Source organism: Azonexus sp. (genome assembly GCF_047638095.1).
GTDB lineage: Bacteria > Pseudomonadota > Gammaproteobacteria > Burkholderiales > Rhodocyclaceae > Azonexus.
Map to the genome: position 1 here is coordinate 41924 of NZ_JBLJBW010000011.1, position 18581 is coordinate 60504.

The 18581-nt window shown below is 60.5% G+C and carries 20 protein-coding genes; 8 read left to right on the forward strand and 12 right to left on the reverse strand.

Translation table 11 applies throughout. The features are described 5' to 3' along the window. Positions 1–9: 9 nt before the first annotated feature. Positions 10–483: a copper chaperone PCu(A)C gene (locus ACM62Q_RS04530; RefSeq protein ID WP_415034014.1), complete on the forward strand. Its 474-nt coding sequence runs from the start codon at positions 10–12 to the stop codon at positions 481–483. A 137-nt stretch (positions 484–620) separates the two neighbouring features. Here the strand turns inward: ACM62Q_RS04530 and ACM62Q_RS04535 are convergent, their stop codons facing one another. From ACM62Q_RS04535 to moaC, 4 genes are all read right to left on the reverse strand, one after another. Then, complete coding sequence (locus tag ACM62Q_RS04535; protein WP_415034016.1) at positions 621–2042, reverse strand: transglycosylase SLT domain-containing protein; 1422 nt, start codon at positions 2040–2042, stop codon at positions 621–623. Between the two features lie 188 nt (positions 2043–2230). Beyond that, a complete protein-coding gene (gene soxZ / locus ACM62Q_RS04540; RefSeq protein ID WP_415034018.1) occupies positions 2231–2542 on the reverse strand; it encodes a thiosulfate oxidation carrier complex protein SoxZ in 312 nt (103 codons plus the stop codon). A gap of 10 nt (positions 2543–2552) precedes the next feature. After that, positions 2553–3017, reverse strand: a complete 465-nt coding sequence (locus ACM62Q_RS04545) for a thiosulfate oxidation carrier protein SoxY (RefSeq protein WP_415034020.1) — start codon at positions 3015–3017, stop codon at positions 2553–2555. Between the two features lie 169 nt (positions 3018–3186). Next, the gene (gene moaC, locus ACM62Q_RS04550; RefSeq protein ID WP_415034022.1) at positions 3187–3681 is read right to left on the reverse strand and encodes a cyclic pyranopterin monophosphate synthase MoaC; all 495 of its coding nucleotides are present in this window, start codon (positions 3679–3681) and stop codon (positions 3187–3189) included. A gap of 100 nt (positions 3682–3781) precedes the next feature. On the opposite strand from moaC, the gene ACM62Q_RS04555 reads away from it, so the two are divergent. The 5 genes from ACM62Q_RS04555 (at position 3782) to ACM62Q_RS04575 (ending at position 8497) form a co-directional block, all read left to right on the forward strand. Continuing rightward, complete coding sequence (locus ACM62Q_RS04555; protein ID WP_415034024.1) at positions 3782–5275, forward strand: M48 family metalloprotease; 1494 nt, start codon at positions 3782–3784, stop codon at positions 5273–5275. A 233-nt stretch (positions 5276–5508) separates the two neighbouring features. Then, positions 5509–5736 (forward strand): sulfurtransferase TusA family protein, encoded by a 228-nt coding sequence (locus tag ACM62Q_RS04560; RefSeq protein ID WP_415034026.1) that lies wholly within the window; start codon positions 5509–5511, stop codon positions 5734–5736. 104 nt (positions 5737–5840) lie between these two features. Beyond that, a complete protein-coding gene (gene pabB / locus ACM62Q_RS04565; RefSeq protein WP_415034028.1) occupies positions 5841–7490 on the forward strand; it encodes an aminodeoxychorismate synthase component I in 1650 nt (549 codons plus the stop codon). Between the two features lie 78 nt (positions 7491–7568). After that, entirely contained in the window at positions 7569–8021 is a 453-nt protein-coding gene (locus ACM62Q_RS04570; protein WP_415034030.1) for an antitoxin Xre/MbcA/ParS toxin-binding domain-containing protein, read from the forward strand. Continuing rightward, positions 8021–8497 (forward strand): RES family NAD+ phosphorylase, encoded by a 477-nt coding sequence (locus ACM62Q_RS04575; RefSeq protein WP_415034070.1) that lies wholly within the window; start codon positions 8021–8023, stop codon positions 8495–8497. The genes ACM62Q_RS04570 and ACM62Q_RS04575 overlap by 1 nt, the downstream gene beginning before the upstream one ends. 88 nt (positions 8498–8585) lie before the next feature. Here the strand turns inward: ACM62Q_RS04575 and ACM62Q_RS04580 are convergent, their stop codons facing one another. The 8 genes from ACM62Q_RS04580 to ACM62Q_RS04615 all read right to left on the reverse strand — a co-directional run bounded on the left by ACM62Q_RS04580 (position 8586) and on the right by ACM62Q_RS04615 (position 14854). Continuing rightward, positions 8586–9074: a hypothetical protein gene (locus ACM62Q_RS04580; protein WP_415034032.1), complete on the reverse strand. Its 489-nt coding sequence runs from the start codon at positions 9072–9074 to the stop codon at positions 8586–8588. 3 nt (positions 9075–9077) lie between these two features. Next, a complete protein-coding gene (locus ACM62Q_RS04585) occupies positions 9078–11906 on the reverse strand; it encodes a valine--tRNA ligase (protein ID WP_415034034.1) in 2829 nt (942 codons plus the stop codon). Between the two features lie 223 nt (positions 11907–12129). Then, on the reverse strand, positions 12130–12453 hold the full coding sequence (locus ACM62Q_RS04590) for a helix-turn-helix domain-containing protein (protein ID WP_415034036.1): 324 nt from the start codon (positions 12451–12453) through the stop codon (positions 12130–12132). Between the two features lies 1 nt (position 12454). Beyond that, the gene (locus tag ACM62Q_RS04595) at positions 12455–12751 is read right to left on the reverse strand and encodes a DNA-binding protein (protein WP_415034038.1); all 297 of its coding nucleotides are present in this window, start codon (positions 12749–12751) and stop codon (positions 12455–12457) included. Between the two features lie 184 nt (positions 12752–12935). Then, on the reverse strand, positions 12936–13526 hold the full coding sequence (locus ACM62Q_RS04600; protein WP_415034040.1) for a malonic semialdehyde reductase: 591 nt from the start codon (positions 13524–13526) through the stop codon (positions 12936–12938). Positions 13527–13618: 92 nt separating this feature from the next. Further along, positions 13619–14149 carry a Spy/CpxP family protein refolding chaperone gene (locus ACM62Q_RS04605; RefSeq protein WP_415034042.1) on the reverse strand — a complete coding sequence of 177 codons (531 nt, stop codon included), beginning with the start codon at positions 14147–14149 and terminating at the stop codon, positions 13619–13621. A 125-nt stretch (positions 14150–14274) separates the two neighbouring features. Next, a complete protein-coding gene (locus ACM62Q_RS04610; RefSeq protein WP_415034072.1) occupies positions 14275–14616 on the reverse strand; it encodes a helix-turn-helix domain-containing protein in 342 nt (113 codons plus the stop codon). Continuing rightward, complete coding sequence (locus tag ACM62Q_RS04615; RefSeq protein WP_415034044.1) at positions 14600–14854, reverse strand: type II toxin-antitoxin system RelE family toxin; 255 nt, start codon at positions 14852–14854, stop codon at positions 14600–14602. Before ACM62Q_RS04615 ends, ACM62Q_RS04610 begins: the two co-directional genes overlap by 17 nt. Positions 14855–15090: 236 nt before the next feature. Between ACM62Q_RS04615 and ACM62Q_RS04620 the strand changes: the two genes are divergently transcribed. Both ACM62Q_RS04620 and ACM62Q_RS04625 read left to right on the forward strand, forming a co-directional pair. Then, positions 15091–18045, forward strand: coding sequence for a class I SAM-dependent DNA methyltransferase (locus ACM62Q_RS04620; protein WP_415034046.1), 2955 nt, complete (start codon positions 15091–15093; stop codon positions 18043–18045). A gap of 6 nt (positions 18046–18051) precedes the next feature. Continuing rightward, positions 18052–18507 carry a DUF3592 domain-containing protein gene (locus tag ACM62Q_RS04625; RefSeq protein WP_415034048.1) on the forward strand — a complete coding sequence of 152 codons (456 nt, stop codon included), beginning with the start codon at positions 18052–18054 and terminating at the stop codon, positions 18505–18507. Positions 18508–18581: the final 74 nt, after the last annotated feature.

The window sequence follows — 18581 nt, forward strand, 5'->3', positions numbered from 1 at the left end:
GAGTCTTTTATGAAACGTTTGAGCGTTCTGGTATCCAGCCTGTTTGTATCCCTCGCCGCCTTGGCGGGTGCAGCGGATCAAGTCGAAGTGCACGAACCCTATGTCCGCCTCGCCCCGCCCAATGCTCCGGCGACGGGGGCCTTCATGGTCATCAAAAACACCGGCGACACCCCGGTCAAGGTCGTCAAGGCGGAAAACCCCACGTCCAATCTGACGGAATTGCATAACCACATCAACGACAAAGGCGTCATGCGCATGCGTCAGGTGCCGAGCATCGACATTCCGGCTAAGGGCCAGGCCGAACTGAAGCCCGGCGGCCTACACGTCATGCTGATCGACATGAAAGCCCCGCTCAAAGAAGGCCAGATCGTCCCTATTACGCTCGGTTTTGAAGACGGTAGCAGCAAGCAGGTAGAGGCTAAAGTGATCAACGTGATGGCCGGAAAAACCATGCAGCAACCCGTGCAACACGGGCAGCACTAAGAAGTTTTAGAAGTTTTGGCGCAAGAATTTTTGCGCCAGCGCCTGAATGTGCCGTTTTGAATCAGCGGCATTTTCAGGGGTTTTTGTGTCACCCCGGGTCAACCCGTTAAAAAACCTCGCCGCTGCGGCGAGGTTTTTTAACGTCGTTTTTTACTCGCTTTGGCGGGGCTTTTTGCTGCTGGTTTTTCGGTTTTGCCGCTGCGCGCGCTGGGTTTGCCCTTGCTGGGCGTGCGGCTGCCTTGGGCGGTGTTTTTGGTTTTGCCGGTTTTGCTGCGTAACTGTTTTTTGCCGCGTGCCTTGGGTTCGGGTTGGATGATGGCGGGCGAGGCGTCGCTGTGCAGGAGGCGTTGCAGGCTTTCCGGGTTGTCGCCGCTGCCGGGGACGAGCAGTTTGGAACCGGCTGCCAAACGCACATTGCCCGGCAGTCCGTTGGCTTGCGCCAGATCATTCGTGCTGATGCCGAAACGGCTGGCGATTTCGCCCAGGCGCTCGGCGGATTTGACGGCGTAGGCTTGCCACTGCGTCAGGGCGCTGCCGTGGCTGGCCAGGTTTTCCTTGAAAGTATCGACCCGGTCGGCAGGCAGCACGACCGGCGTGTTCGGCTTGATGATGGGGCGGTTGTGCGAGGGGTTGAGGTGGCGGAATTCATCCTGCGTCATGTTCGCCAGGCGCGCTGCGGTTTTGACATCCATGGGTTTGGCGGCGGCAACGGTGGCGAGGTAGGCGCGGTTGGGGATGAAGGGCAGATTGAGGTGGGCAAAGGTTTGCGGGTTGCCGATGATGTTTTTCAGCGCCTGCAGCTTGGGGACGTAATGGCGCGTTTCCTTGGGCATGGTCAGATTGGGGTAATCCGTCGGCAGGCCGCGCGCCTCGTTTTTTTCAATCGCCCGCTTCACCGCCCCCTCGCCCCAGTTGTAAGAAGCCAGCGCCAGATGCCAGTCGCCGTGCATGTCGTAAATGGTTTGCAGGTAATCGAGGGCGGCGGTGGTGGAGGCGAGTACGTCGCGCCGCTCGTCCTGCCACCAGTTTTGTTCCAGATTGAAGCGCTTGCCGGTGGCCGGAATGAATTGCCACAAGCCGGAGGCGGCGGCCGGCGAATGTGCCATGGGATTGAAAGAGCTCTCCACCATGGGCAGGAGCGCCAGCTCGCTGGGCATGCCGCGTTCTTCCAGCGCTTCGACGATGTGGTGCAGATAAGGCCGACTGCGCTCAATCATGCGCCGCAAAGCCTCCGGGCGATTCATGTACCACTGCTGGTAGTGCAGGACCAGATCATCGTTCAGGTTGGTCATGGCAAAACCGTTGCGCAGCCGGTCCCAGAGGTCGGTTTGATGCAAGGTGAGATCGATGGTCAGCGGTAATTCGGGCGGGGGCGTCAGTTCAGTAACGCTCAAGCCGCCGTGCGCGTTATCCGGAAAACTTTTAGGCAGCGAGGTTTGCAGGCGCGGGAAAAAATCCAATTCGGCCGCAGCGGGAAGCGGCGCTGCCGTGATGAAAATCCCCGCAGCCCAGACAATCAGGCCACGCAACAGCAAGGGGGCGGAGGGAAACGATGTCAACCGGGGCTCCTGCGGGAGGTGTTTGGCAAAGTCCGCGATTATAGCCGACGTAGCCGGCGCGTTCTTCGCAAGATCGCGCCAATCTGCGTTTTTCGGCGCTGCGTGACGCCCCGCGCCTGGCGCGAGGCGAAGGGTTCGCGCCTGGTGCTGAGGCAGCAAGGATGACGGCGGTTTTTGGCCTTGTCGCCTTACTCGACTTTTACCGCATCCTGGCGCGTGCCGCCCTTGTTGTCGAGCCAATGCACCGAGAGCGTGTCGCCGCTGTTGACCTGGCGGGCCTTGAAGACGAAAAGCGGGTTGCGCGAGATGGCGGTGTTCAACTGGCCGTTGATCAAGACGCGCTCGTTGAGTTTGACGGTGAAGGTCTGGATGTAGTGCGCGGCGACGGTTTTACCGTTGTCTTCGCGGCGCAGGCCGTTTTCCATGGGGTGCTGCATGAGAATACGGATTTCGGCACCCTCGCCCTGGCGTTGGATGCGGATACGGATGGCTTCGCTCATGATGGGCTCCTTAGCAGCCACTCAGGGTGACCTGGATGTCGCGAAAAGCGACGTGATTTTTGCCGTCGGCAGTGCGGGCCACGGCGCGGATGCGCATGCTTTCGCCGAGTTTGATTTGCACTTTGGCGTAAGGCAGGGCGTTTTCGCCAAATTCCAGTTCGGCACACAGCGGCAGGGGGTTTTTGTCGGCGAAGAGAAGCAGGCTGCGCGTATTGGGCAGTTTGCTGCTGATTTCGACATCGACCTTGGCCCCGTTTTCAGCAATTTCCGGGGCGTTGAGAATGATGTCGCGGGTTTCGCTCAAGAGCGGAATGTTCAGCGCCTGCAGCCCCGCCCCGGTCGTCGTGGCGCTGAAGGCTTCGCGCTTCCAGGGTGCGGCCAAGGCCGCCGTTGGGCGCAGCAGGCCGGTGCCGAGCAAAGGCAGCAAGAGGGCGGCGGTGCTGCCGCGCAGAAAACTGCGGCGAAGTGCGTGCATGTTGGAGTCCTTTATGCAATGAATCGATAGGGGAGCCGAGCGATCTTCTTCAGTGGGCGGATTGCGCCGTGACGGCAAGAGGTGAGGCGCTCGATCGGAGCATGTCGAGGGCTTGCGAAAGTTTTCGCCAGGCTCGGCCCGAAGGGAATTTCAAACTGCATCGACCGTATCAATCGTCTGCCGCTTGCCAGTGCCCGGATTTGCCGCCGATTTTTTCGATCAGGCGAATGTTGCCGATGCGCATGGCGCGATCGGCCGCTTTACACATGTCGTAAATGGTCAAGAGGCCGACGGAAACGGCGGTGAGGGCTTCCATTTCGATCCCGGTGCGGCCGTGGCAGGCGGTGGTGACGGTGCAGGTGATGCAGTGCTGGGTGGCATCAAGGGTGAACTCGACGCTGACTTTATCGAGTCCCAGAGGGTGACATAAGGGAATCAATTCGCCGGTGCGCTTGGTCGCTTGAATGGCGGCGATACGGGCAACACCCAGCACATCGCCTTTTTTCGCCTGGCCATTTTCAACCAGTGCGAAGGTTGCGGGCTGCATGCGGATACTGCCGCTGGCGCGGGCCAAGCGATGCGTGGGGGGCTTTGCGCCGACATCGACCATATGGGCCTGGCCGGCGCTATCGAAATGGGTGAGGGGAGAGTGGTCGGTGGTCACGATGGGGCATGGGCTGCGCAGAAAAGCTGGCGCAATGGGGCGAAACCTTGGGCGCAGGGCCCGGGATGGGCGCGCCAAGCTGCGCTATCATAGCACTGCTATGCACACGCTTTTCCTCTTGCCCCGCAGTTTGCGTTTTTGCTTATGCCGCCATTGGGCGGGGGCGTTGTTGTCTTTTTTCCTGCTTTTTACCGGGGCTTTGCTGCCTGCTGTGGCACATGAATTGCCGGAATTGGGCGATGTGGCCGGTGAGGATTTTCCGCTCATGCTGGAGAAAAAAATCGGCCAGCAGATCATGCAGGAAATTCGCCAGCGGGAAATCAGCTATCTCGATGATTACGACGTTGAAAGCTATCTCAACCAGCTGGGCGGGCGGCTGGCGGGTTTTAGCAAGGATCCGGGGTTCGGCTTTGAGTTTTTCGCCCTGAACGATCTGAGTATCAATGCCTTTGCCATGCCGGGGGGTTATATCGGCGTGCATACGGGTTTGCTGCTGGCAGCGCAGAGTGAATCGGAGCTGGCTGGGGTCATGGCGCACGAAATTTCGCACGTCACGCAGCGCCATATTGCACGTCAGCTATACCAATCCAAACGGGTCAGCATTGCCTCCATGGTCGGCATGGCCCTCGGTTTGCTGGCGGCGGGTTCCAATCCGCAGGTGGGCGCGGCGGCCATTGCCGCCAGCCAGGCCGGGGCGATGTCGGCGCAGCTGGCCTACTCGCGTGATTTCGAGCGCGAATCAGATCGCCTCGGTTTCGAGATGTTGGGGCGTGCCGGGTTCGATCAACACGGCATGGCGCTTTTCTTTGAACGCTTGCGCCAAGCATCGCGTCTTTACGAAAACAATGCCACGGCCTATCTGCGCACCCACCCGCTGACCAGTGAGCGCATTGCGGACATGCAGAACCGGGAAACCGGGCTGAACTATCGCCAGGTGCCCGACAGCCTCGATTTTCATCTGGTGCGCGCCAAATTGCGCGCGCTGCAAGGGCGTGCTGATGATGCGGTGAAACTGTTTGGCGGGCAGATCGCCGAGCGTAAATTCGTCAATGAAGCGGCCGCGCAGTACGGAATGGCCTATGCGCATTGGCGGGCGCGCGAATGGGATGCCGCGCAAAGCGCCAATGAGACGGCGCGGCGCTTGGGGCAATCGGCCTTGCTGGAGCGGCTGGCGGCAGAAATACGCTTGGCGCAGGGAAAAACCGAGGAGGCTTTGCGCCTTTATCGCAGCGCGATGGAGCGCTATCCCTTAAATCGCGCCTTGATCTATGGCTATGCTGACGCCCTGTTGAGCGGCCGGCGTTTCGATGTGGCTTTGCGCTTTGCCGAAGAACAACTGCGCGTGCAGCCGCAGGACATTCGCCTGCATCGCCAGCGCGCCGGAGCCTATGCCGGGCTGGGTAAAAATGCCATGCAGCATCGGGCGCTGGCGGAAGTGTTCGCCCTGCAAGGGCAGACGGCGGGGGCGATTGGCCAGCTCGAACTGGCGCTCAAGGCAGGCGATGCCAATTTTTACGAACTATCCGGGATCGACGCCCGCTTGCGTGAGCTGAAAATTCTGCGTTTGGAAGAATTGAAAGAAAAAAACCCCTGATATACAGGCTTGTTTTGGGGTTTGCAGGGGTTTGTGGATGGGCCTGTGGATGGGCCTGTGAATGGATTTGCCGCGCCAGGCATCGCCAACAAAGTCGACAAAAATTCAAACCGGGAATCTGAAGCTTTCGGCGCTCAGTGCGGCGCAGCATAAAACCCTTTGTTCAGGGGAGCTTCTCCGACGGTTGAGGAATGGGGTTAAAATGGCGCGCTTCACTATTCTGTTAAATGACCATGGAATTTGATCGCGAACTCGATGTCAAGGGCCTGAATTGCCCGTTGCCTATTTTGCGCACCAAAAAAGCGCTGGCGGAAATGGATTCTGGCCAGGTGCTGCGCGTGCTGGCCACCGACCCCGGCGCCTTGAAGGATTTTCCTGCCTTCGCCCGGCAAACCGGCAATGAGCTGATCGCCCAAAAAGAAGAGGGCGGCATCTTCATCTTCGATTTGAAGCGCAAATAAACGCTGCAGACCCCTGCGGGCTGACCGCATTTTTTGAAGACCGGCAGGCCCCGGCAGGCGCGCCTGCCGCTTGGCGTTTCAGCGATCTGGTCGACACCCTGAGCGTGTCCGACGCGGCGAGCCTCGCCGCAGCCCTGGAAAAAATCGAACCGGGCGCGGCCTGGACAGTCATGGCGCTCGATTATGAGCTGGCCTATCTGCTCGAACCGGCTGCCTCGCCTCGTGACGGCTCGCCCGCCTGGTCCACTGGAGAGGCGGCGCGTCCGCTGGCCCGTTTCTGGCGTTTTGCTCAGTGCGAAACGCTCGACGCCGCTGCTGCCGAGGCATTTCTGGCGCCATTTTCCGAGGTGCCGGCGGGTGTCGCCGAGCTGCGGGCGGCCTGGGATGAAACGCGCTACCGGGCGGCGGTGGAGGGCATCCAGCGCCTGATTGCGGCGGGGGATTGTTATCAAGTCAATCTGACCTATCCTCTTGATTTTTCATGGTTTGGTTCGCCGCTGGCGCTGTACGCCCGGCTGCGCGCGCGTCAGCCGGTGCGTTACGGCGGTTTCGTTGGTAACGCGGAAACTGGTCTCGTGTCCCTGTCGCCGGAACTGTTTTTCAGCCGCCAGGGCGACACCCTCGTCACCCGCCCGATGAAGGGAACCGCGCCGCTCGCGGAAGCGCCGGAAATTCTCGCGCAATCGGCCAAGAACCGGGCGGAAAACCTGATGATCGTCGACCTGCTGCGCAATGACCTGGGGCGGGTCGCCGCCACCGGTAGCGTGCGAGTCGATGAACTGTTCGCGCTCGAAACCTATCCGACGGTGCGGCAGATGGTGTCGCAGGTTTCGGCGCAGGTGCCGGGGCGAAGTTTCGCCGCGCTGCTGCACGCCCTGTTTCCTTGCGGTTCCATTACCGGCGCGCCGAAAATCCGTGCCATGCAGATCATCAATACCCTGGAGGATCAGCCGCGTGGCCTCTATACCGGCGCTTTGGGCTGGCTGTCGCCGGACGGCGATTGTCGGCTGAACGTCGCCATCCGCACGCTCGAACTGGACGCCGGGCAGCGCGGCAAGATGGGCGTGGGCAGCGGCATCGTGAGCGATTCCGAGGCGGGCGCGGAGTGGGCCGAATGCGCCCTGAAAGCGGCTTTTCTGCGCGCCGATCCGGGCTTGCGGCTGATCGAAACCTTGCGCCGCGAGCATGGTGTCTACCCGATGTGGGCCGGTCACCTCGCCCGCCTGCGCCGTTCGGCGGCGGCGCTGGGTTTTTCCCTGGACGAAGCCGCTGTGCTGCAGGCGCTGGCGGTGCAGCCCATGCGCGGCCTGTGGCGGGTGCGCCTGACGCTTGATCATGCCGGGAAAATCGAAGTGACCGCTGCCGCGCTGGATGCCGCGCCGTCGGCTGAAAAACGGGCGCGGCTGGCGAGCGAAACGATCCTCGCCGAGGACATTCTGCGCCGCCATAAAACCACCGCCCGCCCGCTCTACGATGCCGCGCTCGCCGCCCTACCGGCGGACGGCTCGGTGTTTGATGCGGTATTTCTGAACGAGCGCGGCGAAGTCGCCGAAGGCGCGCGCAGCACGGTTTTCGTCGAGCGCGACGGCGTATTCCTGACGCCGCCGCTGAGCAGTGGCGCGCTGCCCGGCGTGCTGCGGGCGCATCTGCTGGCCAGCGGCAAGGCGCGCGAGGCGCTGCTCTGGCCGGCCGATCTGGCGGAGGGTTTCTGGCTGGGCAACGCGCTGCGCGGGTTGCAGCGGGTGCGTTTCTGAGTTTTGGCTTCTTGGACTTCGAAGCCATTTTTGTCTAAACTGGAAGCCAAGTGGCTTTTTTTTGAACAGGAGGACACCATGACGACTGCCCGCCTGCATTCCTCGTTTGTTTCAGCGGTCAACCTGCTCGGAGGCGAAGCCGTGCTCCATACCCGGCCCCGGGTGGTTATGGACTGGATTCCCTTGGTCCGTCGGGGTCTTCCCTCGGCCTCGGTCGATGCAGTGGTGCGCATCACACGCATTACCCAGAACGAACTGGCGCAGGCCTTGTCCATCCCCGAGCGAACACTGGCTCGGCGCAAGCGCGAGGGTGTGCTCTCGCCCGAGGAATCCGCCAAGTTCGTGCGCTTTGCCCGCGTGGTCGAGCGTGCCGAGACCGTCTTTGAAAATGCCGACCGCGCCCTCAACTGGCTGCAAAGCCCAAATGCGGCACTGGCTGGGGTGAGCCCGCTATCACTGCTGGATACGGATATCGGGGCGGACAGCGTGCTCGACACCCTGGGGCGGATCGAGCACGGGGTGTTTGCTTGATGCGCACCGTCTGGCGCATCACCACGGCGCGCTTTGCCCAGACCGCTTTCAGCGGTGAGGGTGCCAGGCTCTACGGCGGACGCTGGAATCCGAAGGGCTGGGAGGTGGTCTATACCACCGAATCCCAGTCCCTGGCCTTGCTCGAATTGATGGTGCAGGACGATCCCCTGCGGGCGCACTATGTGCTGATTCCCGCGCAACTGCCCGCCGATCTGCCTGAAACGCGTATCGAGGTCGATCAGCTGCCGCCGGGCTGGCGAACCATCGATGCGAGAGATGTTCTGCAAGACTTGGGTTTGGCTTGGCTGGAAGGTGGGCAGACCGCTGTGTTGAATGTCCCCAGTGCGGTCGTACCGGCAGAGCGCAGCCTGCTGATCAATCCACGCCACCCCGACGCCTCGCGTATCGTGATCGGCGAAGCCCAGTCCTTGCAGACTGATACCCGGTTGCTGCGCAATCTCGGCAAGTTTATGTAGGGCGCCAACCGCACGCTGCAGCACAAGTGCAAAGCCGTCTATTGCAAATGACTGCCGCTCCCGGTCAAAACTCAATACATACAAATACTTAACCGCGCTGGCGGCGATACAGATGCAGTACGGCGAGCGAACCCAGGGCGGCGAGGATGGCGTAGAAGAAGATTTTGGCGTTCAGTTCTTGGTATTCGACCAGAATCGGTTGCTGGGTTTCGGGATCGATGCGGTAGTGCACCGAGGTCTGGAAATTCCAGGCAGAGGTTTTGACCTCCAGATCTTCGCCCCATGGGGCCCAGCGCACGAACAGGTCGCGGTAATCGAGTTCGCCGCGTGCTTCTTGCGGGCGCAGCGCGGTCAGTTTGCCGTCGGCGCGGGCTTGGGCGAGCTCGCCGACCGGGATGATGCAATCCTGGCCGTTGCTGCAGTGCACCGCGAGTGGGTAATCGGGTAGCCATTCGCCGCCCTTTTGCCAGGGCCAGAACATGAAAAAAATGAGCCCCCACACCCAGACGAGGACGCAGAAAATCATGAACAGGGCGAAGATGCTGCTGAAACGTTCGCTGTGCTGTGGTGCGCTCATCGTTCAGGCTCCCAGTTTGGCCAGTTGCGGCTTGAGTTTTTCCAGCGTTGCCGTGAATTCGGCCACGCGCTGTTTTTCCTGCGCGACGACGGCCGCCGGAGCGCGGGCGACGAAGCTTTCGTTGCCGAGCTTGCCTTGGGCGATGCTGATCTGCTTTTCCAGCTTTTCGATTTCCTTGTTCAGGCGCTCTTTTTCCGCCGCGATGTCGATTTCCACCTGCAACATCAGCCGGATCTCGCCGACCACGGCCACCGGCGCGGGCGTGTCTTCCGGCATGTCGGCGACGATCTGCACTTCCGACAGTTTCGCCAGCGCCGCCAGGATGGGGGCGAATTCAGCGATTTCTTCATCGCCGCCGGCCACCAGTAAGGGCATGCGCTGGGCCGGGGAAATGCCCATTTCGCCACGCAGATTGCGGCAGGCGTGGGTGAGGGTTTTCAGGCGCTCGATCTTGCCCTCGCTGGCCGCATCAAACTTGTATTCCAGCGCCTGCGGGTAGGCGGCGAGCATGATGGATTCGTGCGTCTTGCGCCCGGCAATCGGCGCGACCACCTGCCACAACTCCTCGGTGATGAAAGGAATCAGCGGGTGGGCGAGGCGCAGCACCTTTTCCAGCGTGCGCACCAGGGTGCGGCGGGCGGCGCGCTGCTGCGCCGGGTTACCTTGCTGGATTTCGACCTTGGCGATTTCCAGATACCAGTCGCAGAACTCGTCCCAGACGAATTTGTAGAGCGATTGCGCGGCGAGGTCGAAGCGATATTCGGCGAAATGCTGCGTCAGTTCTGCCGCCAGGCGTTGCAACTGGCTGGCGATCCAGCGGTCGGCAAAGGAAAAATCGAGGTAATTTTTATCACTGCAATTCGGGCTGCCGGCACCGTGCTCCAGGCCCAGATCCTGCCCTTCGACGTTCATCAGCACGAAGCGGGTGGCGTTCCACAGCTTGTTGCAGAAATTGCGGTAGCCGTCGCAGCGATTCAGATCGAACTTGATGTCGCGCCCCGGCGAGGCAAGCGAGGCGAAGGTGAAGCGCAGGGCGTCGGTGCCAAAGGCGGGAATGCCGTCGGGGAATTCCTTTTTCGTCTTTTTGCTGATGCTTTCGGCCTGCTTCGGGTTCATCAGGCCGAAGGTGCGTTTTTCGACCAGGGCGTCGAGGCCGATGCCGTCGATCAGGTCGATCGGGTCGAGCACATTGCCCTTGGATTTGCTCATTTTCTGGCCCTCCGAATCGCGGATCAGGCCGTGCACATAGACGTGTTTGAAGGGAATCTTGCCGGTGATGTGTTTGGTCATCATCACCATGCGCGCCACCCAGAAGAAGATGATGTCAAAGCCAGTGACCAGCACGGAGGAGGGCAGGTACTGCTGCAACATCGGGTTGGTCGCATCAATCGCCGCCTCGCCCGTCCAGTCCAGCGTCGAGAAGGGCCACAGGGCGGAGGAATACCAGGTGTCGAGCACGTCCTCGTCGCGGTTTAACTGCCCGGCGTAACCGGCCTGATCGGCCAGATGGCGGGCTTCTTCCTCGTTGCGGGCGACGAACACCTCGCCATTGATGCCGTACCAGGCCGGAATCTGGTGGCCCCACCACAGCTGGCGCGAGATGCACCAGTCCTGGATGTTGTTCAGCCACTGGTTGTAGGTGTTCACCCAGTTTTCCGGGTAGAACTTGATTTCGCCGGAATGCACGACTTCCAGCGCCTTTTCGGTGATGGATTTGCCATCGGTGCCGGGTTTGCTCATGGCGACGAACCACTGGTCGGTAAGCATGGGTTCGATCACCACGCCGGTACGGTCGCCGCGCGGTACCTTCAGCTTGTGCTTGTCGATCTGCACCAGCAGGCCGGCGGCTTCGAGATCGGCGACCACCGCCTGGCGCGCCGCGAAGCGATCCAGGCCGCGATATTTTTCCGGGGCCTGATCGTTGATTTTGCCATCCAGCGTCAGGATGGAAATCATTGGCAGGTTGTGGCGCTGGCCCACCGCGTAGTCGTTGAAATCGTGCGCTGGCGTAACCTTGACGCAGCCGGTGCCGAATTCGCGGTCGACGTAGGTATCCGCGATGATGGGAATCTCGCGCCCGCTGAGCGGCAGCTTGACCATTTTGCCGATCATGTGGGCGTAACGCTCATCCTCCGGGTGCACCATGACGGCGGTGTCGCCGAGCATGGTTTCCGGGCGGGTGGTGGCCACCACCAGACTGTCCGAACCGTCGGCCAGCGGATAGCGGATCTGCCACATGAAGCCGTCTTCTTCTTCCTGCACCACTTCCAGGTCGGAGACGGCGGTGTGCAGCTTCGGGTCCCAGTTCACCAGGCGCTTGCCACGGTAAATCAGCCCTTCGTTGTAGAGGCGGACGAAGGTTTCGGTGACGATCTTGTTCAGTCCGGCATCCATCGTGAAGCGCTCGCGCGTCCAGTCCGGGCTGGTGCCCATGCGGCGCATCTGCTTGGTGATGGTGTTGCCGGAATATTCTTTCCATTCCCAGACTTTTTCGAGGAATTTTTCGCGCCCGAGGTCGTGGCGCGAAACGCCCTGCGCATCGAGTTGGCGCTCAACCACGATTTGGGTGGCGATGCCGGCGTGATCGGTGCCCGGCTGCCACAGCGTATTCGCCCCGCGCATGCGGTGGTAGCGGGTGAGCGCGTCCATGATCGTCTGGTTGAAACCGTGTCCCATGTGCAGGGTGCCGGTGACGTTGGGCGGCGGCAGCAGGATGCAGAAATTATCGGCGCATTCTGGATTCGCACCGGCGGCAAAATAATTGCGAGATTCCCATTCGGGATACCAGCGACGTTCGATGTCGGCAGGTTCAAAAGCTTTAGCGAGTTCCATGGCAGCGGCAGGCAAAATCGGAAAAGGCGCGATTATACCGGAGGCCGCCGGCCCTGCCGTGGCACCTCAGCGCGCCTGGAACAACTCTTGAGGAAAGCGTTCGGGCGGCAGAGTGTGGGCGACGAAAAACCGAAAGAAGATCAGCAGAAAAACACAGGCATTGACGGGCAGCGACTGGAAGGCCGCGAATTTATGCCATGAAAAACACCGCCTTCGGAAAATCTCATGCTGCGCTCAACTCTTGGGACAACTCGGGATACTTGATGATCAGTCGAAGCAGGCACAGTACGCCACCGGGTGGGGCAAACCGCCCTTGCTCCCAGTCGCGCAAGGTGGCCACGGGGGTCCCGATACGCTCGGCAAATGCGGCTTGTGTCAGGCCAGATTTTTCCCGCGCTTGGCGCACAAGGATTTGATCGGGCGTGGTCACTCGTCCAAGCCCTGCCTTCGCTTCCGCGAGTGCTTGCCGCAGATCGGGAAGCGCTTCACCGGCATCGGCCTCGATAGCCGTCGCCACTTTCTCAATGTCGATTTTTTTGATGCTCATGTCACACCCTCTTTTTGATTTCGGCGGGAAGCATGTTGGTGCGTTCAGTCTTGGCATACGCCGCCACCAACAGCACCACCTCCTGCTCAGTCAGGTTGAAGTAGATCACCCGTGCACCGCTCGATTTGCCAGAACCAGCACGGCTCCAGCGCACCTTGCGCGCGCCATCCGCACCAGGAATCACATCCCCGGCCAGTGGGTTCGCCGCAATCCAGTCAATGAAGGCCAGTCGCTCATCTTCTGACCACAGCTTCTCGGCCTGCTTCTGGAATGTCGGGGTTTTGATCACGGTGCGCATGGTTGAATTGTACGGGTTTTCCGTAGTTGATCAAGCCATGCTGCAAATAAAAAGCCCCGTGCGCCATTTGTAAGCTATTGATCGTGAACGACTTTTTGGCTGTCCACGATGGTGTCATTTATGAGTTTGCCCGGGTAGCCGGGTGATTTTTAGGGTTGGCAAACAGCTACCGGGCAAACAGCGATCAGGCGATCTGGCAAGCCTTGTCAAAGGGCAGGCGTGGGTTGCGCGGGTAGAGTTTGCTCGGGTCGCCATAGCCGAGATTGATCAGAAACACCGATTTCACTGGCGTGCCGGCAAAGAAAGCGGCGTCCAGGGTGGCTTTGTCAAAACCCGCCATCGGCCCGCAATCCAGCCCCAGGGCGCGGGCGGCGAGCATCAGGTACGCCCCTTGCAAGGCGCTGTCGCGCAGGCTGGTTTCTTCGATCATTGCCGTGTTGCCGACAAACCAGGAGCGCGCATCGACTTGCGGGTAAAGGGTTGGCAGCTGTTCGTAAAAGGCCATGTCGCGGGCGACGATCACGGTGACCGGGGCGGCCATGGTTTTTTCCCGGTTGCCGGGGGCGAGTGCGGGTTCGAGCTTGGCTTTGGCCGCTTGCGACTTGACGAAAACAAAGCGCGCCGGGCAGTTGTTGGCGGCCGTCGGCCCCCACTTCAGAAGTTCGTAAAGTTCGTGCAGGCGGGCGTCGCTGATTTCTTGATCGGTAAAACCATTGTGTGTGCGCGCTGCGCTAAATAGCTGGGCAAGGGCGGCGGAATCGAGCGGGGTATTCATGGCAGTCTCCTGTGTCGGTTGCGGGCAGGGGGAGTATAGCGGCCTGGGCAAAAAAATCGGGGCCGCAGCCCCGATCGATGGTTTTTAGGTTTTTATGAGCGCGGCCCGCGCTGCCCCATCTGCCCCGGTTTTCCGCCGCGCATCGTCTGCATCGCTTGCAGTTGCTGGCGTTGTTCCGGATTCAGGATGTCGAGCACCTGGCGCTCGCCTTGCAGGCGGGCCAGTTCCATGTCGGCGCGTTGGCGGGCGATGTTGTCGATCAGGGTTTTCGCCTGTTTTTCGTCAAAATTTGCCGCTTGGCGCAGCGTTTGCAGTGCTTGTTCGTTTTTCTTGAGCGCTTTCATTTGCTGGCGCATTTCCGGTGCGCGCTGGTGCATCAGGTCGAAGATTTTGTCTTCTTGCGCCTCGCTCAGATCGAGGCGCTGCAGGCCGCGCATCGCGCCGCCGCCGGGCATGCCGTAGGCGCTTTTCATGAAGCCGCCGCCGTGCATGTCGCAGTGGCCGCGTCCGCCTTCATGCTTGCCGTAACCGTGCTTACCCTGAAAGGCCATGGCGCTGACCGGCAGGGTGATCGCCAAAGCGGCGGCGATCAAGGTGGCGCGGGTGAAAGAGATTTTTTGCATGACGAACTCCTGGAAACAAGCCAGCGAACTGGCGACGGATCAAAGCTTAGTCAGCCCGATGTAAGTTGTCGTTTGCCAGATGTAAGCGGGGGTTTCGGGGCGGGACTGTTTTTGCGTTGGTGCCGTCAGAAATCGAGTTGGGACTCATGAATGCCGAGCGCCTTGGCGATTTTCTCGCGGCTGGACTTGCGGATGCTCTTTTTGGCTTCAAGCTGCGCGTATGCTCCTTGGGTGATGCTCATGCGTTGCGCGACCTCGGTTTGGGTCAATTCTTTGTGCTCGCGCCATGCACGGGCGGCAGACCATTCGTTGTCCATTGCCAAGTCCACCACGGCGGCGGGAATTCCTGGTTCGACTTTGGTTTTGCCCTTGACGAGCGTCTGGTAGTCGGCAAAAGGAATCACCGCAAAGGCAGGATGCCCGCCTGCGTCGCGAAGAATTTGTACGCTTTCAGTAAGTGCGTTCATCACGTTTTTTCACCTCTTCAATCGAGACGATGCGAGCCGCACCGTCAAAATCAAAAAACACCCGAAAGTTACCTACCCGCAGCCGGTATTGCTGCTCGTGATTGACCAGCGCCTTGACGTTAGCGCAATTTGGCATGCTCACTAGCTTGTTGCACTCGCTCCGAACCATCTTGCTGTCCGCAGTTTGCAGCTTTCGCAGTTGTTTAGCGGCTTTCTTGGAGTAGGTCAGCGCATTCATGTGGTGAATTATAGGTTATTAATTAGTTTCGTTGAGCAAAAACTAATAAATCCATTTTTACTGCATAAAGTTCACAAGCGATGGCGTTGCTGCTTACCGATGACGGGCCGCTGTCGCCTGAAATGGGTTGCTTCCTTGATTTCGGCGCGTAGAGCGAGGCGGGAGTTTCGCGGCGGGGCTATTTTTGGTGGTGTCCCCGAGTATGATTCGTTTTCTTTGGCTCTGCCCCGCCCGCCATGACCCCTGAACATTTCATCGCCACCTGGAAAAACAACCCGCTGACCGAGCGCGCCGGGGCGCAGGCGCATTTTGATGATTTATGTGATCTGCTCGGCCTCGCCAAACCGCGTGATCCGGACAATTACTGTTTCGAGCGCGGCGCGAAGAAGGCGAGCGGCGGTGAGGGTTGGGCCGATGTCTGGAAGCGCGGCCATTTTGCCTGGGAGAACAAGAAGCCCGGGCGCGATCTGGGCGCGGCCTTGAAGCAGCTCACCGATTACGCTTTGCAGCTCGATAATCCGCCTTTGCTGGTGGTGTGCGACCGCGAGCGCATCGTCATTCATACCGCCTTCACCGGCTACCCGGACGAGCCGCGCGAAATCCTGATCGACGAGCTGATCCAGCCGGAAAAGCGGCAGTTGCTGACTTGGGTGTTTACCGACCCGGAAAAACTGCGCCCGGAAAAATCCACCGCCGCGATTACCGCTCAGGCCGCCGGGCAGTTTGCCGATCTGGCCAAGGCCATGCGCGAGCGCCCGGCGTTTGCCGAGCATTGCGGCGAGCGGGTGGCGCATTTTCTCGTGCAATGTTTGTTTTGCATGTTTGCCGAGGATGAGCAGCTTTTGCCTGAAGGTATTTTCACCGGCTTGCTGGCCAATGCGGGCGGCGATGCGGGCAAGGCGGCGCGGCGCATCGAAAAGCTGTTTGCCGCCATGCGCGACAAAAACGGCGAATACGGCGACCATGACATTGCTTGGTTCAACGGCGGTTTGTTCAAGCATATCGATGTGCCGCCGCTGGCCGCCAGCGATCTGGCTGCGCTGCATCGCGCCGCCGCCGAGATGGATTGGCGGGCGATTGATCCGACCATCTTCGGCACTCTGTTCGAGCGCGGCCTCGACCCCACCGCCCGCGCTCCGCTCGGCGCGCATTACACCGATACCGGCACCATCGCCAAGCTGATCGACCCCTTGATCCGCGAGCCGCTGCTGGCCGAGTGGCAGGCGCTCAAGGCCGATATTCAGGCGGCGCAGAAGCTGAAAAAACCGGGCAGCAAGCCCGCCGCGCTCTATCAGGGTTTTCTGTTGCGCCTGAATCATTTCCGCGTGCTTGACCCCGCTTGCGGCAGCGGCAATTTTCTGTATCTGGCGCTGCGCGCCCTGCGCGATGTTGAGAAGCGTGTGCACGTCGAAGGTCAGGAACTTGGCTTGCCGGTGCCGCTGGCGATGGAAACCGGCCCGCACAATATCCTCGGCCTGGAGATCAACGAATTCGCTGCCGAACTTGCCCGCGTCACCGTCTGGATCGGCGACATTCAATGGTGCCGGCAAAACGGCTATCCGCACGCCCACAACCCGATTTTGCGCCCACTCGATGGCATCGAGCATCGTGATGCGCTGCTCAATGCCGACGGCAGCGAAGCCGCGTGGCCGACGGCGGATGTGGTGGTGGGGAATCCACCGTTTCTGGGGGGCAGCGTGATGCGCGGCGAACTGGGAGATGCCTACGTTGAAACCCTGCGTAAAACTTACGATGGCCGCGTTCCCGGTGGGGCCGATCTGGTGACTTACTGGTTCGAGAAAGCGCGGGCGCAGATTGCGGCGGGGGTGTTGCGGGCGGCGGGGCTGGTGTCCACCAACTCCATCCGTGGCGGTGCCAATCGCAAGGTGTTGGATCGTGTGCTCGACAGCACGCGGATTTTTGTTGCCTGGAGCGACGAACCGTGGGTGAATGACGGGGCGGCGGTGCGGGTTTCTTTGGTGGGATTCGGGTTTTCCGATGCGGTTTCCGGTGCGGTGGTTGACAGGGCGGTGGCTGACAGGGCGGTGGCTGACAGCGCGGCGGCGACAGACGGGGGGCGGGCAGACTCCGTAAGCAGAGCTTCAAACTGCGCCTGCCCGCCCCCCGCCTGTCGCTTGGATGGGCGGGACGTGGCGGCGATACATGCGGATTTGACGGCGGGTGAGGGTTTAGATCTAACGAAAGCAAAAGGTTTGGTTGAAAACATTTCAGTGGCTTTTGAAGGTACAAAAAAATATGGAAATTTCGAGATTCCGGGCGAAATTGCTCGTGCCTGGTTATCGCTACCAAACCCTAATGGATTGAGTAATTCTCAAGTTTTAAGGCCGTGGGGGAATGGGCAGGATGTAACCAAGCGTCCCCAAGATTACTGGATCATAGATTTTGGTGTGACGATGTCAGAGGCCGATGCTTCTTTGTTTGAAACCCCGTTTTTGCACGTTCTTCAGCATGTAAAACATGCAAGAAGTGACCCAAAGTGGTGGTTACATGAGAGACCTCGCCCACAGATGCGGGAAGCCCTTCGGGGGTTGTCACGTTTTATATTAACGGTTCGGGTTTCAAAGCATCGGCTATTTGTTTGGCGAAATGGGGGAGCTATACCAGACACAGCTGTTGTGGCCATCGCCCGCGCCGACGACCTCACCTTCGGCATCCTGCATTCCCGTTTCCACGAACTCTGGTCGCTGCGCCTCGGCACTTCACTCGAAGATCGCCCGCGTTACACCCCCACCACCACCTTTGAAACCTTTCCCTTTCCCGCACGCATGACGCCGCGTGATACCGCCCCGAAAAGCGGGCAGGCGGCACCGCCCTGCATGGCGGGCGATATTTTGGCGGAGAACATCGCGGCGGCGGCGCGTTACCTCAACCAGATGCGCGACAACTGGCTCAATCCGCCGGAGTGGGTGGAGTGGGTCATCACCCCGGAAGAAGAAAAAGCCGGCTTTCCCCAACGCCCGCTCGCCAAATCCGGGCATGAGGCCGAGCTGAAAAAACGCACCCTGACCAATCTCTACAACGTCCGTCCGGCCTGGCTCGACATGGCGCACCAGAAACTCGACGCCGCCGTCGCCGCCGCCTACGGCTGGGAGGATTACACTCCGGCCATGCCTGACGACGAAATCCTCAAACGCCTGCTGGCCCTCAATCTCGAACGCAGCGCCGGGTAAGCGAGCATGACGCAGCGGGCAGAAGGAAAAGTCTACGGGCGGCGCTTTCTCTTGTTCTTCTTGGCGCTCGGCCTGATGGTCAGTGCCGGCGGCGCGATCTGGCTGGCGCGGACCGCCGCATTCGTTGCGCAAGCGGTGCACGCGCCGGGGAAGATCGTGACGGTCGAGTCGGGCAAAGGCAGCCGGGGCGGTACGCTGTATTACCCGGTATTTCGCTTTCGCGATCAGGCAGGGCAGGAGCACACCCGGCGCGCCGCCTTGGGAACGGGAAATTACGCCTTCACCGTGGGCGAGCCTGTCGGCATCATCTACAGCCCGGCAGCCCCCGAAAATGCGCAGATCAAGCGTTTCGATACCCTATGGCTACTCCCGCTGGCGATCACCGCCTTTGGCCTCCTCTTCACCAGCTTCGCCGCGCTCTGCCTGTTCTTGTGGCGTGACGTGCGCTCCGCCAAGGAATGAGTGGAACAGCGGCAAACGAGCCGCCGTGATGAGCTTCATCACATCAGCCGGGTCTTCAAAGCTGATGATGCGCT

Excerpts from the sequence above, each read along its gene's own strand:
- ACM62Q_RS04530 (WP_415034014.1), top strand. The coding sequence starts at position 10 with ATGAAACGTTTGAGCGTTCTGGTATCCAGCCTGTTTGTATCCCTCGCC.
- soxZ (WP_415034018.1), bottom strand. The coding sequence starts at position 2,542 with ATGAGCGAAGCCATCCGTATCCGCATCCAACGCCAGGGCGAGGGTGCC.
- ACM62Q_RS04545 (WP_415034020.1), bottom strand. The coding sequence starts at position 3,017 with ATGCACGCACTTCGCCGCAGTTTTCTGCGCGGCAGCACCGCCGCCCTC.
- ACM62Q_RS04555 (WP_415034024.1), top strand. The coding sequence starts at position 3,782 with ATGCACACGCTTTTCCTCTTGCCCCGCAGTTTGCGTTTTTGCTTATGC.
- ACM62Q_RS04560 (WP_415034026.1), top strand. The coding sequence starts at position 5,509 with ATGGAATTTGATCGCGAACTCGATGTCAAGGGCCTGAATTGCCCGTTG.
- ACM62Q_RS04570 (WP_415034030.1), top strand. The coding sequence starts at position 7,569 with ATGACGACTGCCCGCCTGCATTCCTCGTTTGTTTCAGCGGTCAACCTG.
- ACM62Q_RS04575 (WP_415034070.1), top strand. The coding sequence starts at position 8,021 with ATGCGCACCGTCTGGCGCATCACCACGGCGCGCTTTGCCCAGACCGCT.
- ACM62Q_RS04580 (WP_415034032.1), bottom strand. The coding sequence starts at position 9,074 with ATGAGCGCACCACAGCACAGCGAACGTTTCAGCAGCATCTTCGCCCTG.
- ACM62Q_RS04585 (WP_415034034.1), bottom strand. The coding sequence starts at position 11,906 with ATGGAACTCGCTAAAGCTTTTGAACCTGCCGACATCGAACGTCGCTGG.
- ACM62Q_RS04590 (WP_415034036.1), bottom strand. The coding sequence starts at position 12,453 with ATGAGCATCAAAAAAATCGACATTGAGAAAGTGGCGACGGCTATCGAG.
- ACM62Q_RS04595 (WP_415034038.1), bottom strand. The coding sequence starts at position 12,751 with ATGCGCACCGTGATCAAAACCCCGACATTCCAGAAGCAGGCCGAGAAG.
- ACM62Q_RS04600 (WP_415034040.1), bottom strand. The coding sequence starts at position 13,526 with ATGAATACCCCGCTCGATTCCGCCGCCCTTGCCCAGCTATTTAGCGCA.
- ACM62Q_RS04605 (WP_415034042.1), bottom strand. The coding sequence starts at position 14,149 with ATGCAAAAAATCTCTTTCACCCGCGCCACCTTGATCGCCGCCGCTTTG.
- ACM62Q_RS04610 (WP_415034072.1), bottom strand. The coding sequence starts at position 14,616 with ATGAACGCACTTACTGAAAGCGTACAAATTCTTCGCGACGCAGGCGGG.
- ACM62Q_RS04615 (WP_415034044.1), bottom strand. The coding sequence starts at position 14,854 with ATGAATGCGCTGACCTACTCCAAGAAAGCCGCTAAACAACTGCGAAAG.
- ACM62Q_RS04620 (WP_415034046.1), top strand. The coding sequence starts at position 15,091 with ATGACCCCTGAACATTTCATCGCCACCTGGAAAAACAACCCGCTGACC.
- ACM62Q_RS04625 (WP_415034048.1), top strand. The coding sequence starts at position 18,052 with ATGACGCAGCGGGCAGAAGGAAAAGTCTACGGGCGGCGCTTTCTCTTG.